The following is a 14,606-nucleotide window of genomic DNA, read 5'->3' on the forward strand; positions in this document are numbered from 1 at the left end:
TACCGCAACTGCTCAAAAACTTAGCAAATGTACTACGAATAGCCGATTCTATATGAAGAATATGGCTCAGTCTACAAAGCAACAATTCAGCGGTGGCGATGCAACTGTCATATACTCGATGTCACTTCCCCATCACCTTGAACGTCCCATGCACGCAACCCAACGTTTCGAAGGCAGCGACAACTACGTCGCCACCGATGACCTGAAACTGGCCGTGAACGCCGCCCTCACCCTGGCCCGCCCGCTGCTGATCAAGGGCGAGCCCGGCACCGGCAAGACCATGCTGGCCGAAGAAGTGGCCGCGGCGCTCGACATGCCGCTGCTGCAGTGGCACATCAAATCGACCACCAAGGCGCAGCAGGGCCTGTACGAATACGACGCCGTCTCGCGCCTGCGCGATTCCCAGCTGGGCGACGAGCGCGTGCGCGACATCCACAACTACATCGTCAAGGGCGTGCTGTGGCAGGCCTTCACGGCGCCCGAGCCGGTGGTGCTGCTGATCGACGAGATCGACAAGGCCGACATCGAATTCCCGAACGACCTGCTGCGCGAACTCGACCGCATGGAGTTCTACGTCTACGAAACGCGCGAGATGGTGGTGGCCAGGCACCGTCCGCTGGTGATCATCACCTCGAACAACGAGAAGGAGCTGCCGGACGCCTTCCTGCGCCGCTGCTTCTTCCACTACATCAAATTCCCGGACCGCGAGACGATGGCGGAGATCGTCAAGGTCCACTACCCGAGGCTGAAGCAGGAACTGCTGGCCGCCGCGCTGGAGAACTTCTACCAGCTGCGCGAGGTGGCGGGCCTGAAGAAGAAGCCGTCGACCTCCGAATTCCTCGACTGGCTCAAGCTGCTGCTGGCCGAGGACATCCCGGTCGAGGCCCTGCGCAGCGGGGACTCCCGGACCGTCGTGCCGCCGCTGCACGGCGCGCTCCTGAAGAACGAGCAGGACGTCCACCTGTTCGAGCGCCTGGTGGCGATGGCGAGGCACAACCGATGATCCGCGTCGATCCCGCCACCCTCGAATTCAACGGCGTGCGGCTGGAGCCGCTGGCCCTGCACCACGCCGACGGCCTGCGCGCCGCCGCCGCGGACGGAGAATTGTGGAACCTGCGCATCACCTCGGTGCCGACGCCGGACGAGACGGAACAGTACATCCGCACCGCGCTGGAGATGGACAACCGGCGCGCCTTCGCCGTGATCGACGTGCCGACCGGTGCCGTGATCGGCTCGACCAGCTACCACGATATCGTCGCGGCCATCGACCGCGTCGAGATCGGCTACACCTGGTATGCGAAGAGCCGCCAGCGCAGCCACGTCAACACCAGCTGCAAGCTGATGCTGCTCTCGCATGCCTTCGACATGCTCGGCTGCGCGGTGGTCGGCCTGCGCACCGATAACTTCAACCACGCCTCGCAGGCGGCGATCGAGCGCCTCGGCGCAAAGAAGGATGGCGTACTCCGCCACCACGGGCCGCGCCGCGACGGCACCGTGCGCGACACGGTCATGTACAGCATCCTGCGCGGCGAGTGGCCCGAGATCAAGTCGCAGCTGCACTACCGGCTGAGCAGGCATGCTGATTGATTTCTTCTTCACCCTGCGCGACGCCAGGGTGCCGGTCACGATCAAGGAATTCCTGACGCTGCTCGAAGCGCTGGAAAAACAGGTGATCGCGCCCTCGCTCGACGAGTTTTATTACCTGTCGCGCCTGGTGCTGGTGAAGGACGAAGCCCACTTCGACAAGTTCGACAAGGCCTTCGGCGCCTATTTCAAGGGCATCGAGACGGTGTTCGACACCAAAGCCGACATCCCGCTCGACTGGCTGATCAAGCGCCTGGAGCGCGAGCTGACGCCGGAGCAGAAGGCCGAGCTGCAGAAGCTCGGCTACGACAAATTGATGAACCGCCTGGCCGAGCTGCTGAAGGAGCAGAAAGAGCGCCACGAGGGCGGGAACAAATGGATAGGCACCGGCGGCACCTCCCCCTTCGGCAATGGCGGCACTAATCCGGAAGGGATCCGCATCGGCGGCAAGAGCAGGAACCGCAGCGCCGTGAAAGTGTGGGAGCAGCGCGAGTACAAGGACTACGATGGCGAGCGCGAACTGGGCGTCCGCAACATCAAGGTGGCGCTGCGCCGCCTGCGCCGCTTCGCCCGCCTAGGTGCCGCCGAAGAACTGGCGCTGGACGACACGATCCGCTCGACCGCCAACAACGCCGGCTGGCTCGACATCAAGATGCAGCCCGAGCGCAAGAACCGCATCAAGGTGCTGATGCTGCTGGACGTCGGCGGTACCATGGACGACCACATCGAGCGCACCGAGGAGCTGTTCTCGGCGGCGAAGACCGAATTCAAGAACATGGAGTTCTTCTACTTCCACAACTGCGTCTACGACTACCTGTGGAAGAACAACCGGCGCCGCAGCTCGGAGCGCTTCCCGACCTGGGAGGTGCTGCGCAAATACCCGCCCGATACCCGCGTGATCTTCGTCGGCGACGCCACCATGAGTCCCTACGAGGTGCTGGCCCCGGGCGGATCAAGCGAATACAACAACGAGGAAGCGGGCGCCGAATGGCTGGCGCGCTTCTGCAACGCCTTCCCGAAATTCGCCTGGCTGAATCCTGAGCCGGAAAGCCTGTGGCAGTACCGGCAGTCGATTGCCGTCATCAAGCAGATCATGAATAACCGCATGTTTCCGGTGACGATAGATGGGCTGGAGCGGGCGATGCGCCTGCTGAGCAAATAAGGTCCGCGTGGGCGCGGGGTGCCTACCCTACTAACGAATCGCGGCTCGAACGATCATCAAGCCCACGATATCGATCCACGCATGCACCAGCATCGAAGCCAGCAGGCCGACACGCTGGAACACGAAGCCCAGCACCACGCTGCCGACGAACACGCCGGCCGCCTGCGCCAGCGCGGCGCCATCCAGCTTGCGGAAGCGGTACACCGGCACGTGCGTGACCAGGAACAGCAGCGAGACGATCCACACGCCCAGCAGCGGCTGCAGGGCCGCGCGGAACAACATCTCTTCGCCGATCGCGGCGGCAATGCTGATCCACAGCGGGTTCAGGCCGCCCAGGTCGAGCTTGGCATAGCTCTCGATGGTGCGGGCGCTGGAGGCCGAGTTGGCGGTCATGCGGAACAGCAGCCATGACACGCCGGCGGCGAGCAGCGCCAGCACCTGGCCGACCAGCAGCTGGGTCAGCGGCCCAAGCGGACGGCTGAACAGTTCCAGCGGATGCGGCCGGCCGAACCAGATGATGGGGGCGGCAATCAGGCAGAAGACCAGGCAGGTCAGCAATTGGGAAGCGAGGCGGATCGGGGCGCGCGGTGCGGTCTGTGGAGCTTGGGTCATCCCGCCATTCTATCCCAGCGTACCGGGCCGCCTTTCAAGGGCGTCCGGCAAGGCCGCATACCAGTCCGCGTATGGCGTGTTCGCCACCATCCTGCGATTGAAATCCGGCGCGCCGTCCGTCCACCACACCGGTCCGCGTTCGCCCAGTGCGCGCTTGGCTTCGTCGACGTCGCGGCGGGCGCCGCGTTCGGCCGCCACGTCGCCGGCCTTCTTCGCGACGCCGACCTGGCGGCGCGCCGTCATCAGCCTGTCGACCCATTCCTGCCTGAGTTCCGGCGCCAGCGCAGGATTGCTCGTGCGCCAAAGCCGGCCATCGACGACGAAATAACGTCCATCCGGCGTCACGGGATATTGTCGGGAGCTGGACATGGACTTACTCTAGCATGTCGAATCTGCCGGGCCTCGTTCGTCGTACCATCGGAGGGATGTCCTCTGCCACCAACGATAAGGAAGCTATCATGACCACCAACACCGTCGAGCTGCACCGTGTCCTGAAATCCAGCGCCGACCGCGTCTACCGCGCCTTCACCACCGCCGCCGCCTTCGCCAAATGGCTGCCGCCGCATGGCTTCATCGGCACCGTCCACGAGATGGACGCCCGGGTCGGCGGCCGCTACCGGATGTCCTTCACCAATTTCACTACCGGCCACAGCCATACCTTCGGCGGCGAATACCTGGAACTCGCGCCGGGCCAGCGCCTGCGCTACTCGGCCGAATTCGACGATCCGAACCTGCCTGGCCGGATGCAGACCACGGTGCAGCTGCGCGAAGTGTTCTGCGGCGTCGAGGTCAAGATCCGCCAGGAAGGGATTCCGGCCATGATTCCGGCGGAAGCCTGCTATCTGGGCTGGCAGGAGTCGCTGGAACTGCTGGCGAAGCTGGTCGAGGCCGAGATCAGGGACTGAGCCGACGGGCCGCGCTATGATGTGGGCCTTCGCTCATCAAAGGAGACATGCATGCTGAATCACGTGATGCTCGGGTCGAACGACCTGGAACGCTCGAAACGCTTCTACGATGCCGTGCTCGGCACGCTCGGTGCCGGCGAGCCCTTCCGCGACACCGCCGGCAGCGGCCATACGCGGCTCTTCTACCGCCACAACGGCAGCACCTTCTGCATTACCGAGCCCATCAACGGCGAAGACGCCACCTTTGCCAACGGCGGCACCATCGGCTTCAAATGCGATTCGCCGGAACAGGTGCAGAAGTTCCATGACACCGCGGTCGCGCAGGGCGGCACCTCGATCGAAGAGCCGCCGGGCTTGCGCGAAGGCAGCATCGGGAAGATGTATCTCGCTTACGTCCGCGATCCCGACGGCCACAAGCTCTGCGCCATCTATCGTCCTAAGAACCTTTCCCGGTAGGCGGGGGGAAGCTCATGACGATGCATGGCAAGTGCGGGCAAGGCGCGAGGAGGCCGCATGGCGAGCCATGCAACGACGAGCAACGCAGCACCCGCTTGCCAGGCGCGTCAGGAGCGACTCCGGCCTACTGGGATAGGTTCCAGGTAAGCGACGGCGCCTGCTCGCGGTCGTGCAGGCCATAGTCGCGCACGACCTCGGCCACGCGCAGGCGGTAGCCGCGGAACACGCCCTGCCGCCCGCGCGCCTGCGCTTCCCGGTGCGCGGCCTGGGTGCGCCAGCGCCGCACCGCCTCCTCGTCGCGCCAGAACGACAGAGACAGTAGCCTGCCCGGCCGGCTCAGGGATTCGAAGCGCTCGACGGAGATGAAGCCGTCGATGGCCTCCAGTTCGGCGCGCAGCGCGGCTGCGGTACCGAGATATTCCTGGCGGTGCGCCGGGTCCGGATCGACTTCGAAGATCACGGCGATCATCGCTGCGGCTCCGGCTGGAAAGTGCCTTCCACCAGTTCAGTGAAACTGCGTTCCTCGCGCAGGACGAATCTGCTTTCGCGCGCGAAAGTGAAGTTGGCACACGCTTCCTCGTCCTGCCTCAGGCGAGCGCGGTAGGCCTCGTACGCGGCCAGGCTGTCGAAGCCGACCAGGCCCCAAGCCTCGTAATTCGTGCCCTCGTGCGGCAGGAAGTAGCCGAGCAGGCGTCCGCCCAGCCGAGGAATGATGCGGCCCCAGTTTTCCGCGTAGCGGCGGAAGGCCTCTTTCTGGATGGGGTCGATTTCGTAACGGATGAAGCAGGTAATCATGGTGATGTGGACTCCTTGTGATGGACAGGGCCACTCTAGTCCTTTGCCATCCCCCGATGCTTCGGTTAGCATCGAAGCATGAGGGACGGACCGAACATCACGAATATCGCCGCCATGATCGGCGACCATGCGCGCGCCGAAGTGCTCACCGTTCTGATGAGCGGCATGGCGCTGACCGCGACCGAACTGGCGGACGCCGCCGGCGTCACGCGCCAGACCATCAGCGGCCACCTGGCCAAGCTGCAGGATGCCGGCCTGCTGTCCGTCGAGGCGCAGGGCCGGCACCGCTACTTCCGCATCGCCGATGCCGAGGTCGCGCAATTGCTGGAATCACTGATGGGCGTGGCCTTCGGCACCGGCGCCGTGCGGATGCGCTCCAGTCCGCGCGAGCCGGCGCTGCGCAAGGCCAGGGTCTGCTACGACCACCTGGCCGGCGAGCTGGGCGTGCTGATCTACGAGCGCCTGGCGCAGCGCGGCGCTTTTTCTCTCGGCGCCGATGGCGTCATGCTGACCGATGCGGGCCGCGGCGCGGTGCGCGCCCTCGGCATCGATCTCGACAGGCTGCCGGCATCGCGCCGGCCCTTCTGCCGCACCTGCCTGGACTGGAGCGAGCGCCGCCATCACCTGGCCGGCCAGCTCGGCACGCTACTCCTCGACCGCTTCCAGCAACTGGGCTGGGCCGGGCGCGTGCCGGACTCGCGCGTGCTCGCTTTCACGCCGGACGGCGAAGCGGCCTTGCGCGCCTGGCTGGACTGAACTCCCGCCGGCTCAGGTGGCCAGCGCCGGGGTCTTGAAGATCCCCGGACGCAGGATGCGCGACAACAGCGGCCGCCTGGCTGGCGCCGGCATGCGGCTGTCGACCAGGTCTTCCCACTTCACGCACAGCTGCTCGCAGGTGGCGCGCAGCACCGGCTCGGCGTCCGGCAGGCGCGCCAGGGCATCGAGGTGGCGCTCGATCACGGCAGCCAGTTTGACGCAGGGACCTTCGTCGTCGGGATTGCGCGGGTCGCGCTTGGCGCTGCGGATCGTGTACTGCGACATCAGGTGCAGCAGGGCCGCGATCAAGAGGGCGTGGCGGGTGCTGGGGGTGCCGGATGCGGGGGTGTCGTCCAAAAAATCGTCGTCCATTGGGCCTCCTTGTTTTCATGAGAATGATTCTCATTTAGATTATGGAGGCAGTTTGATGGCTGTGCAAGCGAAATACGTCGTTGCCGCGCATGATCTCGTCGTCCCCGCGAAGGCGGGGACGACGGTAACAATAGCGGGAACGACGGTGGTCAATCGCAGGGACGACGGTAGTTATTTAAAGCCGCGTCTCGCGCGCAGCCCGCAAAAACTCATCCAGCACCGGCGTGCAATCCAGCAGCTCCGTCCCCTTCGCCCGGTGGAACTCCGGATGCCACTGCAGCCCCATCACGAAGGGTGCGCGCTGGTAGCGGATCGCTTCGACGATCCCGTCCGGGTCCGACATCGCCTCGACGTGGATGTCGCGGCCCAGGTCCTTGACGGCCTGGTGGTGGATGGAATTCACGATCGGGCGCTTCTGGTCGGGGAACATCTTGCCCAGCGAGGAACCGTGCGGGAAGACGATGGCGTGGCGGTGGGCGTCGTAGTCTTCGTGCACGTGGGCCAGGGCATCGGGGACATTGGTGGCGACGTCCTGGTAGAGGGTGCCGCCGAAGGCGACGTTGATCAGCTGGCAACCGCGGCAGATGCCGAGCACCGGCTTGCCGGCGTCGACGAACTCGTGCAGCAGCTCCAGTTCATATACATCGCGCGCGCGGTCGCCGTTCCATTCGGGCCTGGTGGGCGTTTCGGAATAGGTCATCGGCGAGACGTCCGCCCCGCCCTGCAGCACCAGCCCGTCCAGGTGGCGCGCGTAATGGCGCATGGTGATGTTGCTGGGGTGGAGCAAACCACCGGTGTTCACGGTCGGCACCATGAAGACCAGCACATCGCGCGACATCACCCATTGCGCGATCGACTCTTCGAGGTATTGCAGGTTCTTGCTGCGCAGGCCGACGGCGCCCGGTTCCGGATGAAAGATGCGGGCGGAAACGCCGATGCGCAGGGTGCGCCGCATGAAGTCGCGGCTGAAGCGGTCGCTGAGGGCGCGCCAGCGCGAACGCAACACGCGGCCGGCCAGATTCAAGGGTGTATCGCCCTGCCGCAGGTAGCGCGACGCATTTCCAGACGCGCGCCGGTCAGGCACGCGCGGCGACCCCGCAGTTTCACGGTCTTCATTGTCCTCTGCCATGAACTCACTATAGCCCTGCCATAGGCGCGCACGATTCCCATTTACAGAATCTCACATCCAGCACTTGCAAACTTCGGCGCAAGAGGCAAAAATACTGTATTTCCATACAGTGTTGCGTTAGCCACTCTTCCCAAAAAGCGCGTAAGCACCGACACTGGCGCCTTTTGCCGCGTCGTTTGGCGTTCTCATTTCCGCCCGACAAGATAGAATGCGCAGGCATTCGACATACAACTATCCAGCATGGCCACCAAGAAAACTGCAACCGACTACAGCGAATCATCCATCCGGGTCCTGAAGGGACTGGAGCCCGTCAAGCAGCGTCCGGGCATGTACACGCGCACCGAGAACCCGCTGCACATCATCCAGGAAGTGATCGACAACGCCTCGGACGAGGCGCTGGGTGGTCACTGCAAGAACATCGCCGTGACGATGAACACGGACGGCTCGATCACGGTCGAGGACGACGGCCGCGGCATCCCGGTCGGCATCCACCCCGAGGAAGGCGTCTCCACCGTCGAGATCGTGTTTACGCGCCTGCACGCGGGCGGCAAGTTCGACAAGGGTTCGGGCGGCGCTTACGCCTTCTCGGGCGGCCTGCACGGCGTCGGCGTGTCGGTCACCAACGCGCTGTCGAAGCGCCTCGAAATCACCGTCTGGCGCAAGGACGAGCAAGGCAACGGCGTGCACCAGCTGGCCTTCGAGCACGGCGACGTGGTCGAGCCGCTGAGCTCCAACCCGGCCGAGCGCGGCGGCAAGAAGAACGGCACCCGCGTCACCGCCTGGCCGGACGGCAAGTACTTCGACTCCCCGACGATCCCGATGGCCGAGCTGCAGCGCCTGCTGCGTTCGAAGGCCGTGCTGCTGCCGGGCGTCACCGTCACCCTCACCAACGAAAAGACCGGCGATACGCAAACCTGGCGCTACGACGAAGGCCTGCGCGGCTACCTGCTTGAAGCGCTGGCCCAGACCGTGGGCCAGGGCCAGACCGTGATCCCGCTGTTCGAAGGCGCGCAATATGCGGCTGCAGGGGATGAGGGCTTCGCGGAAGGCGAAGGCGCGGCCTGGGTCGTGGCCTGGACCGAGGAAGGCGCCGTGGTGCGCGAATCTTATGTCAACCTGATCCCGACGGTCAGCGGCGGCACCCACGAATCCGGCCTGCGCGACGGCCTGTTCGGCGCCGTGAAGAGCTTCGTCGAGATGCACTCGCTGCTGCCGAAGGGCGTCAAGCTGCTGCCGGAAGACGTGTTCGCGCGCGTCTCGTTCGTGCTGTCGGCGAAGGTGCTGGATCCGCAGTTCCAGGGCCAGACCAAGGAGCGCCTGAACTCGCGCGACGCCGTGAAACTGGTGTCGACCTTCACCCGTCCGCCGCTCGAGCTGTGGCTGAACCAGCACGTCGACTACGGCAAGAAGCTGGCCGAACTGGTCATCAAGCAGGCGCAATCCCGCCTGCGTTCGCTGCAGAAGGTCGAGAAGAAGAAGTCCTCGGGCGTGGCCGTCCTGCCGGGCAAGCTGACCGATTGCGAATCGACCGACATCACCCGCAACGAACTGTTCCTGGTCGAGGGCGATTCCGCGGGCGGCTCGGCCAAGATGGGTCGCGACAAGGAATTCCAGGCCATCCTGCCGCTGCGCGGCAAGGTGCTGAACACCTGGGAGACCGACCGCGACCGCCTGTTCGCCAACAACGAGATCCACGACATCGCGGTGGCGATCGGCGTCGACCCGCACAGCGCGGACGATACGCCGGACCTGTCCGGCCTGCGCTACGGGAAGATCTGCATCCTTTCCGATGCGGACGTCGACGGCTCGCACATCCAGGTGCTGCTGCTCACTTTGTTCTTCAAGCATTTCCCGGCCCTGTTCAAGAACGGCCACGTGTGTGTCGCGCGTCCGCCGCTGTACCGTGTCGACGTGCCGGCGCGCGGCAAGAAGCCGATCCAGAAGCTGTACGCGCTGGACGACGGCGAACTGCTGGCGATCGAGGACAAGCTCAAGAAGGAAGGCCTGAAGGAAGGCGTGTGGAGCATCTCCCGCTTCAAGGGTCTCGGCGAGATGAACGCCGAACAGCTGTGGGAAACCACGATGAACCCGGATACCCGCCGCCTGCTGCCGGTGGCCTTCGGCGACTACAACCTGGCCGAATCGTCGGCGCGCTTCAATATGCTGATGGGTAAAGGCGAAGCCGCCGCCCGCCGCGCATGGCTGGAAGAGCACGGTAACGAGACGGAAGCGGACATTTGATGCGCACGTAATGCGTGGGCACGGCGTGCCCACGCACCGAATACGAATAGATAGAACATGAGCCAAGCAAGCCTCTTCGAACAACAACACGAGCCGGCCGGCATTGATGCCGAAACGCTCACCCTTTCCACTTTCGCCGAGCGCGCCTACCTGGACTACGCGGTCTCGGTCGTCAAGGGCCGCGCGCTGCCGGACGTGTCCGACGGCCAGAAACCGGTCCAGCGCCGCATCCTCTACTCGATGAACGAACTGGGCCTGGGCCCGACGGCGAAGCCGCGCAAATCGGCGACCGTGGTCGGCGACGTGCTCGGTAAGCTCCACCCGCACGGCGACCAGTCCGTGTACGATGCGCTGGTGCGCATGGCCCAGGACTTCTCGCTGCGCTATCCGCTGATCGACGGCCAGGGCAACTTCGGCTCGCGCGACGGTGACGGCGCGGCGGCAATGCGCTACACCGAAGCGCGCCTGACGCCGGTATCGCGCCTGCTGCTCGACGAGATCGACATGGGCACGGTCGACTTCCAGCCGAACTACGACGGCTCCAGCGAAGAGCCTCGCACCCTGCCGGCCCGCCTGCCGATGCTGCTGCTGAACGGCGCCTCCGGCATCGCGGTCGGCATGGCCACCGAGATCCCCTCGCACAACCTGCGCGAAGTGGCGGCGGCCGCGGTGGCGATGATCCGCAACCCGAAGATCACCCACGCCGAGCTGATGACGCTGGTGCAGGGCCCCGACTACCCGGGCGGCGCCCAGATCATCACCCCGGCCTCGAACATCGCCGACATCTACACCACCGGCCGTGGCTCGCTGAAGGTACGCGCACGCTGGAAGATCGAGGAACTGGCGCGCGGCCAGTGGCAGGCGGTGGTCACCGAACTGCCCCCGGGCGTGTCGTCCCAGCGCGTGCTGGAAGAGATCGAAGAACTGACCAACCCGAAGATCAAGGCCGGCAAGAAGACCCTGCTGCCCGAGCAGCTGGCGCTGAAGCAGACCATCCTCGGCGCGCTGGATGCCGTGCGCGACGAATCGGGCCGCGAGGCCCCGGTGCGCCTGGTGTTCGAGCCGAAGTCGAAGAACCAGGACCAGGCCGAGTTCATGCTGATGCTGCTGGCGCATACCTCGCTGGAGACCTCGGCCCCGATCAACCTGGTGATGATCGGCGGCGACGGCCGTCCGCGCCAGAAGGGCCTGACCGAAATCCTGCAGGAGTGGATCGACTACCGCTTCGTGACGGTGCGCCGCCGCACCGAGTTCAAGCTCGGCAAGGTCAACGACCGCATCCACATCCTGGAAGGCCGCGAGACCGTCCTGCTGAACATCGACGAGGTCATCGCCATCATCCGCAACTCGGACGAGCCGAAGGCCGCGCTGATCGAGCGCTTCCGCCTGTCGGAGCGCCAGGCCGAGGACATCCTCGAGATCCGCCTGCGCCAGCTGGCGCGCCTGGAAGCGATCAAGATCCAGCAGGAGCTGGCCGAGCTGCGTGGCGAGAAGGAAAAGCTGGAAGACATCCTGAACAATCCGTCTTCCATGAAGCGCCTGATCATCCGCGAGATCGAAGCCGACTCGAAACAGTACGGCGACGACCGCCGCACCCTGATCGAGGAAGCGCAGAAGGCCGTGGCCGAACAGAAGATCGTCGACGAGCCGGTGACGGTGATCGTCTCCGAAAAGGGCTGGGTGCGCGCGCGCACCGGCATCGGCCACGATCCTGCGCAGTTCACCTTCAAGGCCGGCGATTCGCTCGGCTCCGCCTTCGAATGCCGCACCATCGACAACCTGCTGTGTATCGGCGACAACGGCAAGGCCTACTCCGTGCCGGTGGCGGCGCTGCCGGGTGCGCGCGGCGACGGCGTGCCCATCACGACCCTGGTCGACCTGTCGGGCGGCGGACGCATCCTCTACTACTTCGCCGGCAATGCCGAGACGCGCCTGCTGCTGTCGACCACCGCGGGCTTCGGCTTCATCGCCAAGGCCGGCGACATGGCGACCCGCCTGAAGGGCGGCAAGTCCTTCATCACGCTGGACGACGGCGCCGTGCCGCTGGCCCCGCGCGTGGTGCCGGATACCGCCGGCGCGGTGGCCTGCCTGTCCGAGAAAGGCCGCGTGCTGGTGTTCGGCATCGACGAGATGAAGGTGCTGACCAACGGCGGCCGCGGCGTGACCCTGATGGAGCTGGAACCGAAGGAAACCCTGCTCGCAGCCCAGCCGATCAACCAGAAAGGCCTGAACGTGATCGGCACCTGGGCCGGCGACAAGCCGCGCACCGTGGAGCTGTTCGCATCGGGCCTGGAGCCGCACTTCGGCAAGCGGGCACGCAAGGGCAAGCCGCTGTCGGCCAAGCTGAAGGCGAAAGACCTGTCGATGCGTACGACCGGCGACGGCCAATAAAAAAGTGACGCCCGTCGCTACCCCGGCGGGCGTCACGAACAGAATGGCATCCAACCACCTTTACGGTTTCGTAAGCTTGCGCAGGCGCGCTTCCAATGTCGCCGCGTCGAAGCCACTGCCGCTGCGCGATCCATCGGCAAAATAGATCGTCGGCGTGCCCTGCACGTGCAGCTTGCGGCCCAGTGCCAGCACCTGTTCCCCGGGCGCGATGCAGCCGGCCGGGGCGGCCGGCGGCGCCTTCGTTTCCAGCATCCACTGCTGCCAGGCCTGCGAGCGGTCGGTCGCGCACCAGATATTCTTGGACTTGGCCGCCGAGTCTTCCGACAGGATATTCAACAGGAAGGTATACACGGTCACGTTGTCGATGCCGCGCAGCGTTTCGTGCAGCTTGCGGCAGTAAGGACAGTTCGGATCCTCGAACACCGCCATCACCCGCTCGCCATTGCCTTTCACGGTCTTGATCGCCATCTCCAGTGGCAGGTCGGCAAAATGGATCGCCGCCAGCTCGTCGGTGCGCGCGCGCGTCAGGTCCTGCAGCGTCCCCAGGTCGACCACCTTCCCGACGAACATGTAGCGCGCGTTCGCATCGGTATAGAAGATGTCGCCGCCGGTGCGGATCTCATACAGACCGCCATACGGCGTCTTCTCCACCACATCCACCTTCACGTTGTTGCCCATGCGCGGCTCCACCAGCTTGTGGACGCGCGCCTCGTCCGGCGTTTCGGTGTGCGGGCGGGCGGCTGCGTTTGCCGCTCCTGCGGCGAGCGCCATCGCCGCGGCGATTCTCGCCATCGTCGTCATCGTTTTCATCGTCTCCATTCCATCGCTTCCCTCATGTTCCGGCGCCGCCGCCCATGCCCGCGATGAGCTGCGCGGCGCAGAGCCGCGCGCCCTCCTCGCGGCGCTGCTCCAGCACGGCGCCGTGCAGGCGCCGTGCCTGCAGTTCGTTCGAATCCACTTCGGCCGACCCGGCCGGCGCGTGCATCCTGCGCCAGTCCGCCAGGGCGGTGTCGCAATCGGCATCCTCGGCCGCAAACCATGCCTGCGCCACGGCCGTGCCCAGCATCCGTTCGCGCAACTGCGTGCGCTGCCGCAGCCAGTCTTCCATCTGTCCGACCTGGGCAGCATCCAGGGCGCCCTCGCCGGGCGGCGCGATGCGCAGCTGCGCACGCAAGCCCTGCTCGGCATCCAGGTAGCGCAGGTAGTCGCCGACCAGGCCTTCCGCCTGCGCCAGCGCCGGCTGCTTCAGGCCTTGGCGCAGGTAGGCGCGCAGTTCGGCGGCGCCTGCCTGGCGTGCGCCGCCCTTGGTCTTCACGACGTAGGAATCGATCAGCTGCCGCAGCGGCAGGCCGATGATGAGGCGGCCGCCGGCATCCACCAGCGACGGCTCGCCCGGCGCCGCCTCGCGGGAGGCGCTGCCGGGGCTGGGCGCCGGCGCGGCAAGGGCGCCGGGGCCGATCGCGCCGTCCCAGGCCGATGCGGCGGCGGGCGCCGGCCTGGCGGGAGGCGCGTCGCCGCCCTGCAGCCAGAACGCCGCCGTCACCCCGATGAAAATGCCGGCCACACAGACCGTGCCGAATCCGAGTTTGCTGTCCAGCAGGAAGGCCATGGCGTCACATCTTCTTGCGCAGCGACTGGTCGCTGGGCGCGACCGCTCCCGGTACCATCGCGGCGCCAGCGCCGGCCGGCGCGGCGTAACGCACCGTCGCCTTCCACTCGCTGCCGCTGCGCTTCCAGGTGTCGACCACAAAAAAGGACTGTGGCGCGGTCCCGTCCGCGATCGTCCACAGGAAGCTGACCAGCATTACGTCGCCGTACTCGTGCACCGCCATCTGCTCGATCGACGACCTGGACACGGGCGCGCGCAGCGATTCGCGCAAGGCTTCGGCGCGCGCGGTCGGTACGCCCGGCGCGGCGGCGCTGCGGATTTCGAAGTCGTCCGCCAGCAGCCGGCCCAGGGCCTCGGCGTCGCGACGCTGCAGCGCCTCGAGCCAGGCGTTTTCGAGTTTGGTGAAAGTGAGGACGTTGCGCGTCGGCGTCACCGCCCCGCCGCGCCCGTTCGGGGCGACCTGGCCGGCCGCGAACGCGCCGCCGAAGGTGGCCAGCAGGCCCAGGAGAATCAGGAATCGTTTCATATGCCTCGACAGGAGAATGAAAAAGCTGGCGCCCACCAATGCCGCGGCGGGCGCCACATCGTCAGGAT

The 14,606-nt window shown here is 65.8% G+C and carries 17 protein-coding genes; 8 read left to right on the plus strand and 9 right to left on the minus strand.

Annotated features, from left to right (window positions below):
* Positions 1-148 precede the first annotated feature (148 nt).
* From AC1DOP_RS09330 to AC1DOP_RS09340, 3 genes are read left to right on the plus strand one after another with little or no spacing between them, the layout of a single operon-like run.
* Positions 149-1,003: an AAA family ATPase gene (locus AC1DOP_RS09330; RefSeq protein WP_477250828.1), complete on the plus strand. Its 855-nt coding sequence runs from the start codon at positions 149-151 to the stop codon at positions 1,001-1,003.
* On the plus strand, positions 1,000-1,587 hold the full coding sequence (locus tag AC1DOP_RS09335) for a GNAT family N-acetyltransferase (protein WP_477250829.1): 588 nt from the start codon (positions 1,000-1,002) through the stop codon (positions 1,585-1,587). Before AC1DOP_RS09330 ends, AC1DOP_RS09335 begins: the two co-directional genes overlap by 4 nt.
* Complete coding sequence (locus tag AC1DOP_RS09340; protein ID WP_477250830.1) at positions 1,577-2,746, plus strand: vWA domain-containing protein; 1,170 nt, start codon at positions 1,577-1,579, stop codon at positions 2,744-2,746. Before AC1DOP_RS09335 ends, AC1DOP_RS09340 begins: the two co-directional genes overlap by 11 nt.
* A 30-nt stretch (positions 2,747-2,776) precedes the next feature.
* Here the strand turns inward: AC1DOP_RS09340 and AC1DOP_RS09345 are convergent, their stop codons facing one another.
* Both AC1DOP_RS09345 and AC1DOP_RS09350 read right to left on the minus strand, forming a co-directional pair.
* On the minus strand, positions 2,777-3,358 hold the full coding sequence (locus AC1DOP_RS09345; protein ID WP_477250831.1) for a CPBP family glutamic-type intramembrane protease: 582 nt from the start codon (positions 3,356-3,358) through the stop codon (positions 2,777-2,779).
* Between the two features lie 9 nt (positions 3,359-3,367).
* On the minus strand, positions 3,368-3,727 hold the full coding sequence (locus AC1DOP_RS09350; protein ID WP_477250832.1) for a hypothetical protein: 360 nt from the start codon (positions 3,725-3,727) through the stop codon (positions 3,368-3,370).
* An 89-nt stretch (positions 3,728-3,816) separates the two neighbouring features.
* Between AC1DOP_RS09350 and AC1DOP_RS09355 the strand changes: the two genes are divergently transcribed.
* Positions 3,817-4,263, plus strand: a complete 447-nt coding sequence (locus AC1DOP_RS09355) for an SRPBCC family protein (protein ID WP_477250833.1) — start codon at positions 3,817-3,819, stop codon at positions 4,261-4,263.
* A 51-nt stretch (positions 4,264-4,314) separates the two neighbouring features.
* The gene (locus tag AC1DOP_RS09360) at positions 4,315-4,719 is read left to right on the plus strand and encodes a VOC family protein (RefSeq protein ID WP_441934609.1); all 405 of its coding nucleotides are present in this window, start codon (positions 4,315-4,317) and stop codon (positions 4,717-4,719) included.
* A 124-nt stretch (positions 4,720-4,843) separates the two neighbouring features.
* On the opposite strand, the gene AC1DOP_RS09365 is transcribed toward AC1DOP_RS09360, so the two are convergent.
* Both AC1DOP_RS09365 and AC1DOP_RS09370 read right to left on the minus strand, forming a co-directional pair.
* Positions 4,844-5,188 carry an antibiotic biosynthesis monooxygenase family protein gene (locus AC1DOP_RS09365; protein WP_477250834.1) on the minus strand — a complete coding sequence of 115 codons (345 nt, stop codon included), beginning with the start codon at positions 5,186-5,188 and terminating at the stop codon, positions 4,844-4,846.
* On the minus strand, positions 5,185-5,514 hold the full coding sequence (locus AC1DOP_RS09370) for an NIPSNAP family protein (RefSeq protein WP_477250835.1): 330 nt from the start codon (positions 5,512-5,514) through the stop codon (positions 5,185-5,187). The genes AC1DOP_RS09365 and AC1DOP_RS09370 overlap by 4 nt, the downstream gene beginning before the upstream one ends.
* A gap of 78 nt (positions 5,515-5,592) precedes the next feature.
* Here AC1DOP_RS09370 and AC1DOP_RS09375 point away from each other — a divergent pair, with 78 nt between their 5' ends.
* Entirely contained in the window at positions 5,593-6,270 is a 678-nt protein-coding gene (locus tag AC1DOP_RS09375; RefSeq protein WP_441934603.1) for an ArsR/SmtB family transcription factor, read from the plus strand.
* A gap of 12 nt (positions 6,271-6,282) precedes the next feature.
* On the opposite strand, the gene AC1DOP_RS09380 is transcribed toward AC1DOP_RS09375, so the two are convergent.
* Positions 6,283-6,642, minus strand: coding sequence for a hypothetical protein (locus AC1DOP_RS09380; protein WP_477250836.1), 360 nt, complete (start codon positions 6,640-6,642; stop codon positions 6,283-6,285).
* Between the two features lie 175 nt (positions 6,643-6,817).
* On the minus strand, positions 6,818-7,771 hold the full coding sequence (locus AC1DOP_RS09385) for a gamma-glutamyl-gamma-aminobutyrate hydrolase family protein (RefSeq protein WP_441934599.1): 954 nt from the start codon (positions 7,769-7,771) through the stop codon (positions 6,818-6,820).
* A 240-nt stretch (positions 7,772-8,011) separates the two neighbouring features.
* Between AC1DOP_RS09385 and AC1DOP_RS09390 the strand changes: the two genes are divergently transcribed.
* Positions 8,012-10,012 carry a DNA topoisomerase IV subunit B gene (locus AC1DOP_RS09390; RefSeq protein ID WP_441934597.1) on the plus strand — a complete coding sequence of 667 codons (2,001 nt, stop codon included), beginning with the start codon at positions 8,012-8,014 and terminating at the stop codon, positions 10,010-10,012.
* Positions 10,013-10,069: 57 nt separating this feature from the next.
* Complete coding sequence (gene parC / locus AC1DOP_RS09395) at positions 10,070-12,403, plus strand: DNA topoisomerase IV subunit A (protein WP_441934595.1); 2,334 nt, start codon at positions 10,070-10,072, stop codon at positions 12,401-12,403.
* Positions 12,404-12,463: 60 nt separating this feature from the next.
* On the opposite strand, the gene AC1DOP_RS09400 is transcribed toward parC, so the two are convergent.
* From AC1DOP_RS09400 to AC1DOP_RS09410, 3 genes are read right to left on the minus strand one after another with little or no spacing between them, the layout of a single operon-like run.
* The gene (locus AC1DOP_RS09400) at positions 12,464-13,213 is read right to left on the minus strand and encodes a DsbC family protein (RefSeq protein WP_477250837.1); all 750 of its coding nucleotides are present in this window, start codon (positions 13,211-13,213) and stop codon (positions 12,464-12,466) included.
* A 22-nt stretch (positions 13,214-13,235) separates the two neighbouring features.
* A complete protein-coding gene (locus AC1DOP_RS09405) occupies positions 13,236-14,012 on the minus strand; it encodes a lipase secretion chaperone (RefSeq protein ID WP_441934591.1) in 777 nt (258 codons plus the stop codon).
* 4 nt (positions 14,013-14,016) lie between these two features.
* Positions 14,017-14,538, minus strand: a complete 522-nt coding sequence (locus tag AC1DOP_RS09410; protein ID WP_441934589.1) for a nuclear transport factor 2 family protein — start codon at positions 14,536-14,538, stop codon at positions 14,017-14,019.
* Positions 14,539-14,606 lie beyond the last annotated feature (68 nt).

The organism is Massilia sp. 01N410 (assembly GCF_056399665.1).

What these genes read in the sequence shown, in the direction of transcription:
- parC (WP_441934595.1), top strand. Translation starts at nt 10,070, where the DNA reads ATGAGCCAAGCAAGCCTCTTCGAACAACAACACGAGCCGGCCGGCATT.
- AC1DOP_RS09350 (WP_477250832.1), bottom strand. Translation starts at nt 3,727, where the DNA reads ATGTCCAGCTCCCGACAATATCCCGTGACGCCGGATGGACGTTATTTC.
- AC1DOP_RS09335 (WP_477250829.1), top strand. Translation starts at nt 1,000, where the DNA reads ATGATCCGCGTCGATCCCGCCACCCTCGAATTCAACGGCGTGCGGCTG.
- AC1DOP_RS09370 (WP_477250835.1), bottom strand. Translation starts at nt 5,514, where the DNA reads ATGATTACCTGCTTCATCCGTTACGAAATCGACCCCATCCAGAAAGAG.
- AC1DOP_RS09375 (WP_441934603.1), top strand. Translation starts at nt 5,593, where the DNA reads ATGAGGGACGGACCGAACATCACGAATATCGCCGCCATGATCGGCGAC.
- AC1DOP_RS09385 (WP_441934599.1), bottom strand. Translation starts at nt 7,771, where the DNA reads ATGGCAGAGGACAATGAAGACCGTGAAACTGCGGGGTCGCCGCGCGTG.
- AC1DOP_RS09340 (WP_477250830.1), top strand. Translation starts at nt 1,577, where the DNA reads ATGCTGATTGATTTCTTCTTCACCCTGCGCGACGCCAGGGTGCCGGTC.
- AC1DOP_RS09410 (WP_441934589.1), bottom strand. Translation starts at nt 14,538, where the DNA reads ATGAAACGATTCCTGATTCTCCTGGGCCTGCTGGCCACCTTCGGCGGC.
- AC1DOP_RS09400 (WP_477250837.1), bottom strand. Translation starts at nt 13,213, where the DNA reads ATGAAAACGATGACGACGATGGCGAGAATCGCCGCGGCGATGGCGCTC.
- AC1DOP_RS09390 (WP_441934597.1), top strand. Translation starts at nt 8,012, where the DNA reads ATGGCCACCAAGAAAACTGCAACCGACTACAGCGAATCATCCATCCGG.
- AC1DOP_RS09345 (WP_477250831.1), bottom strand. Translation starts at nt 3,358, where the DNA reads ATGACCCAAGCTCCACAGACCGCACCGCGCGCCCCGATCCGCCTCGCT.
- AC1DOP_RS09405 (WP_441934591.1), bottom strand. Translation starts at nt 14,012, where the DNA reads ATGGCCTTCCTGCTGGACAGCAAACTCGGATTCGGCACGGTCTGTGTG.
- AC1DOP_RS09380 (WP_477250836.1), bottom strand. Translation starts at nt 6,642, where the DNA reads ATGGACGACGATTTTTTGGACGACACCCCCGCATCCGGCACCCCCAGC.
- AC1DOP_RS09330 (WP_477250828.1), top strand. Translation starts at nt 149, where the DNA reads ATGCACGCAACCCAACGTTTCGAAGGCAGCGACAACTACGTCGCCACC.
- AC1DOP_RS09365 (WP_477250834.1), bottom strand. Translation starts at nt 5,188, where the DNA reads ATGATCGCCGTGATCTTCGAAGTCGATCCGGACCCGGCGCACCGCCAG.
- AC1DOP_RS09360 (WP_441934609.1), top strand. Translation starts at nt 4,315, where the DNA reads ATGCTGAATCACGTGATGCTCGGGTCGAACGACCTGGAACGCTCGAAA.
- AC1DOP_RS09355 (WP_477250833.1), top strand. Translation starts at nt 3,817, where the DNA reads ATGACCACCAACACCGTCGAGCTGCACCGTGTCCTGAAATCCAGCGCC.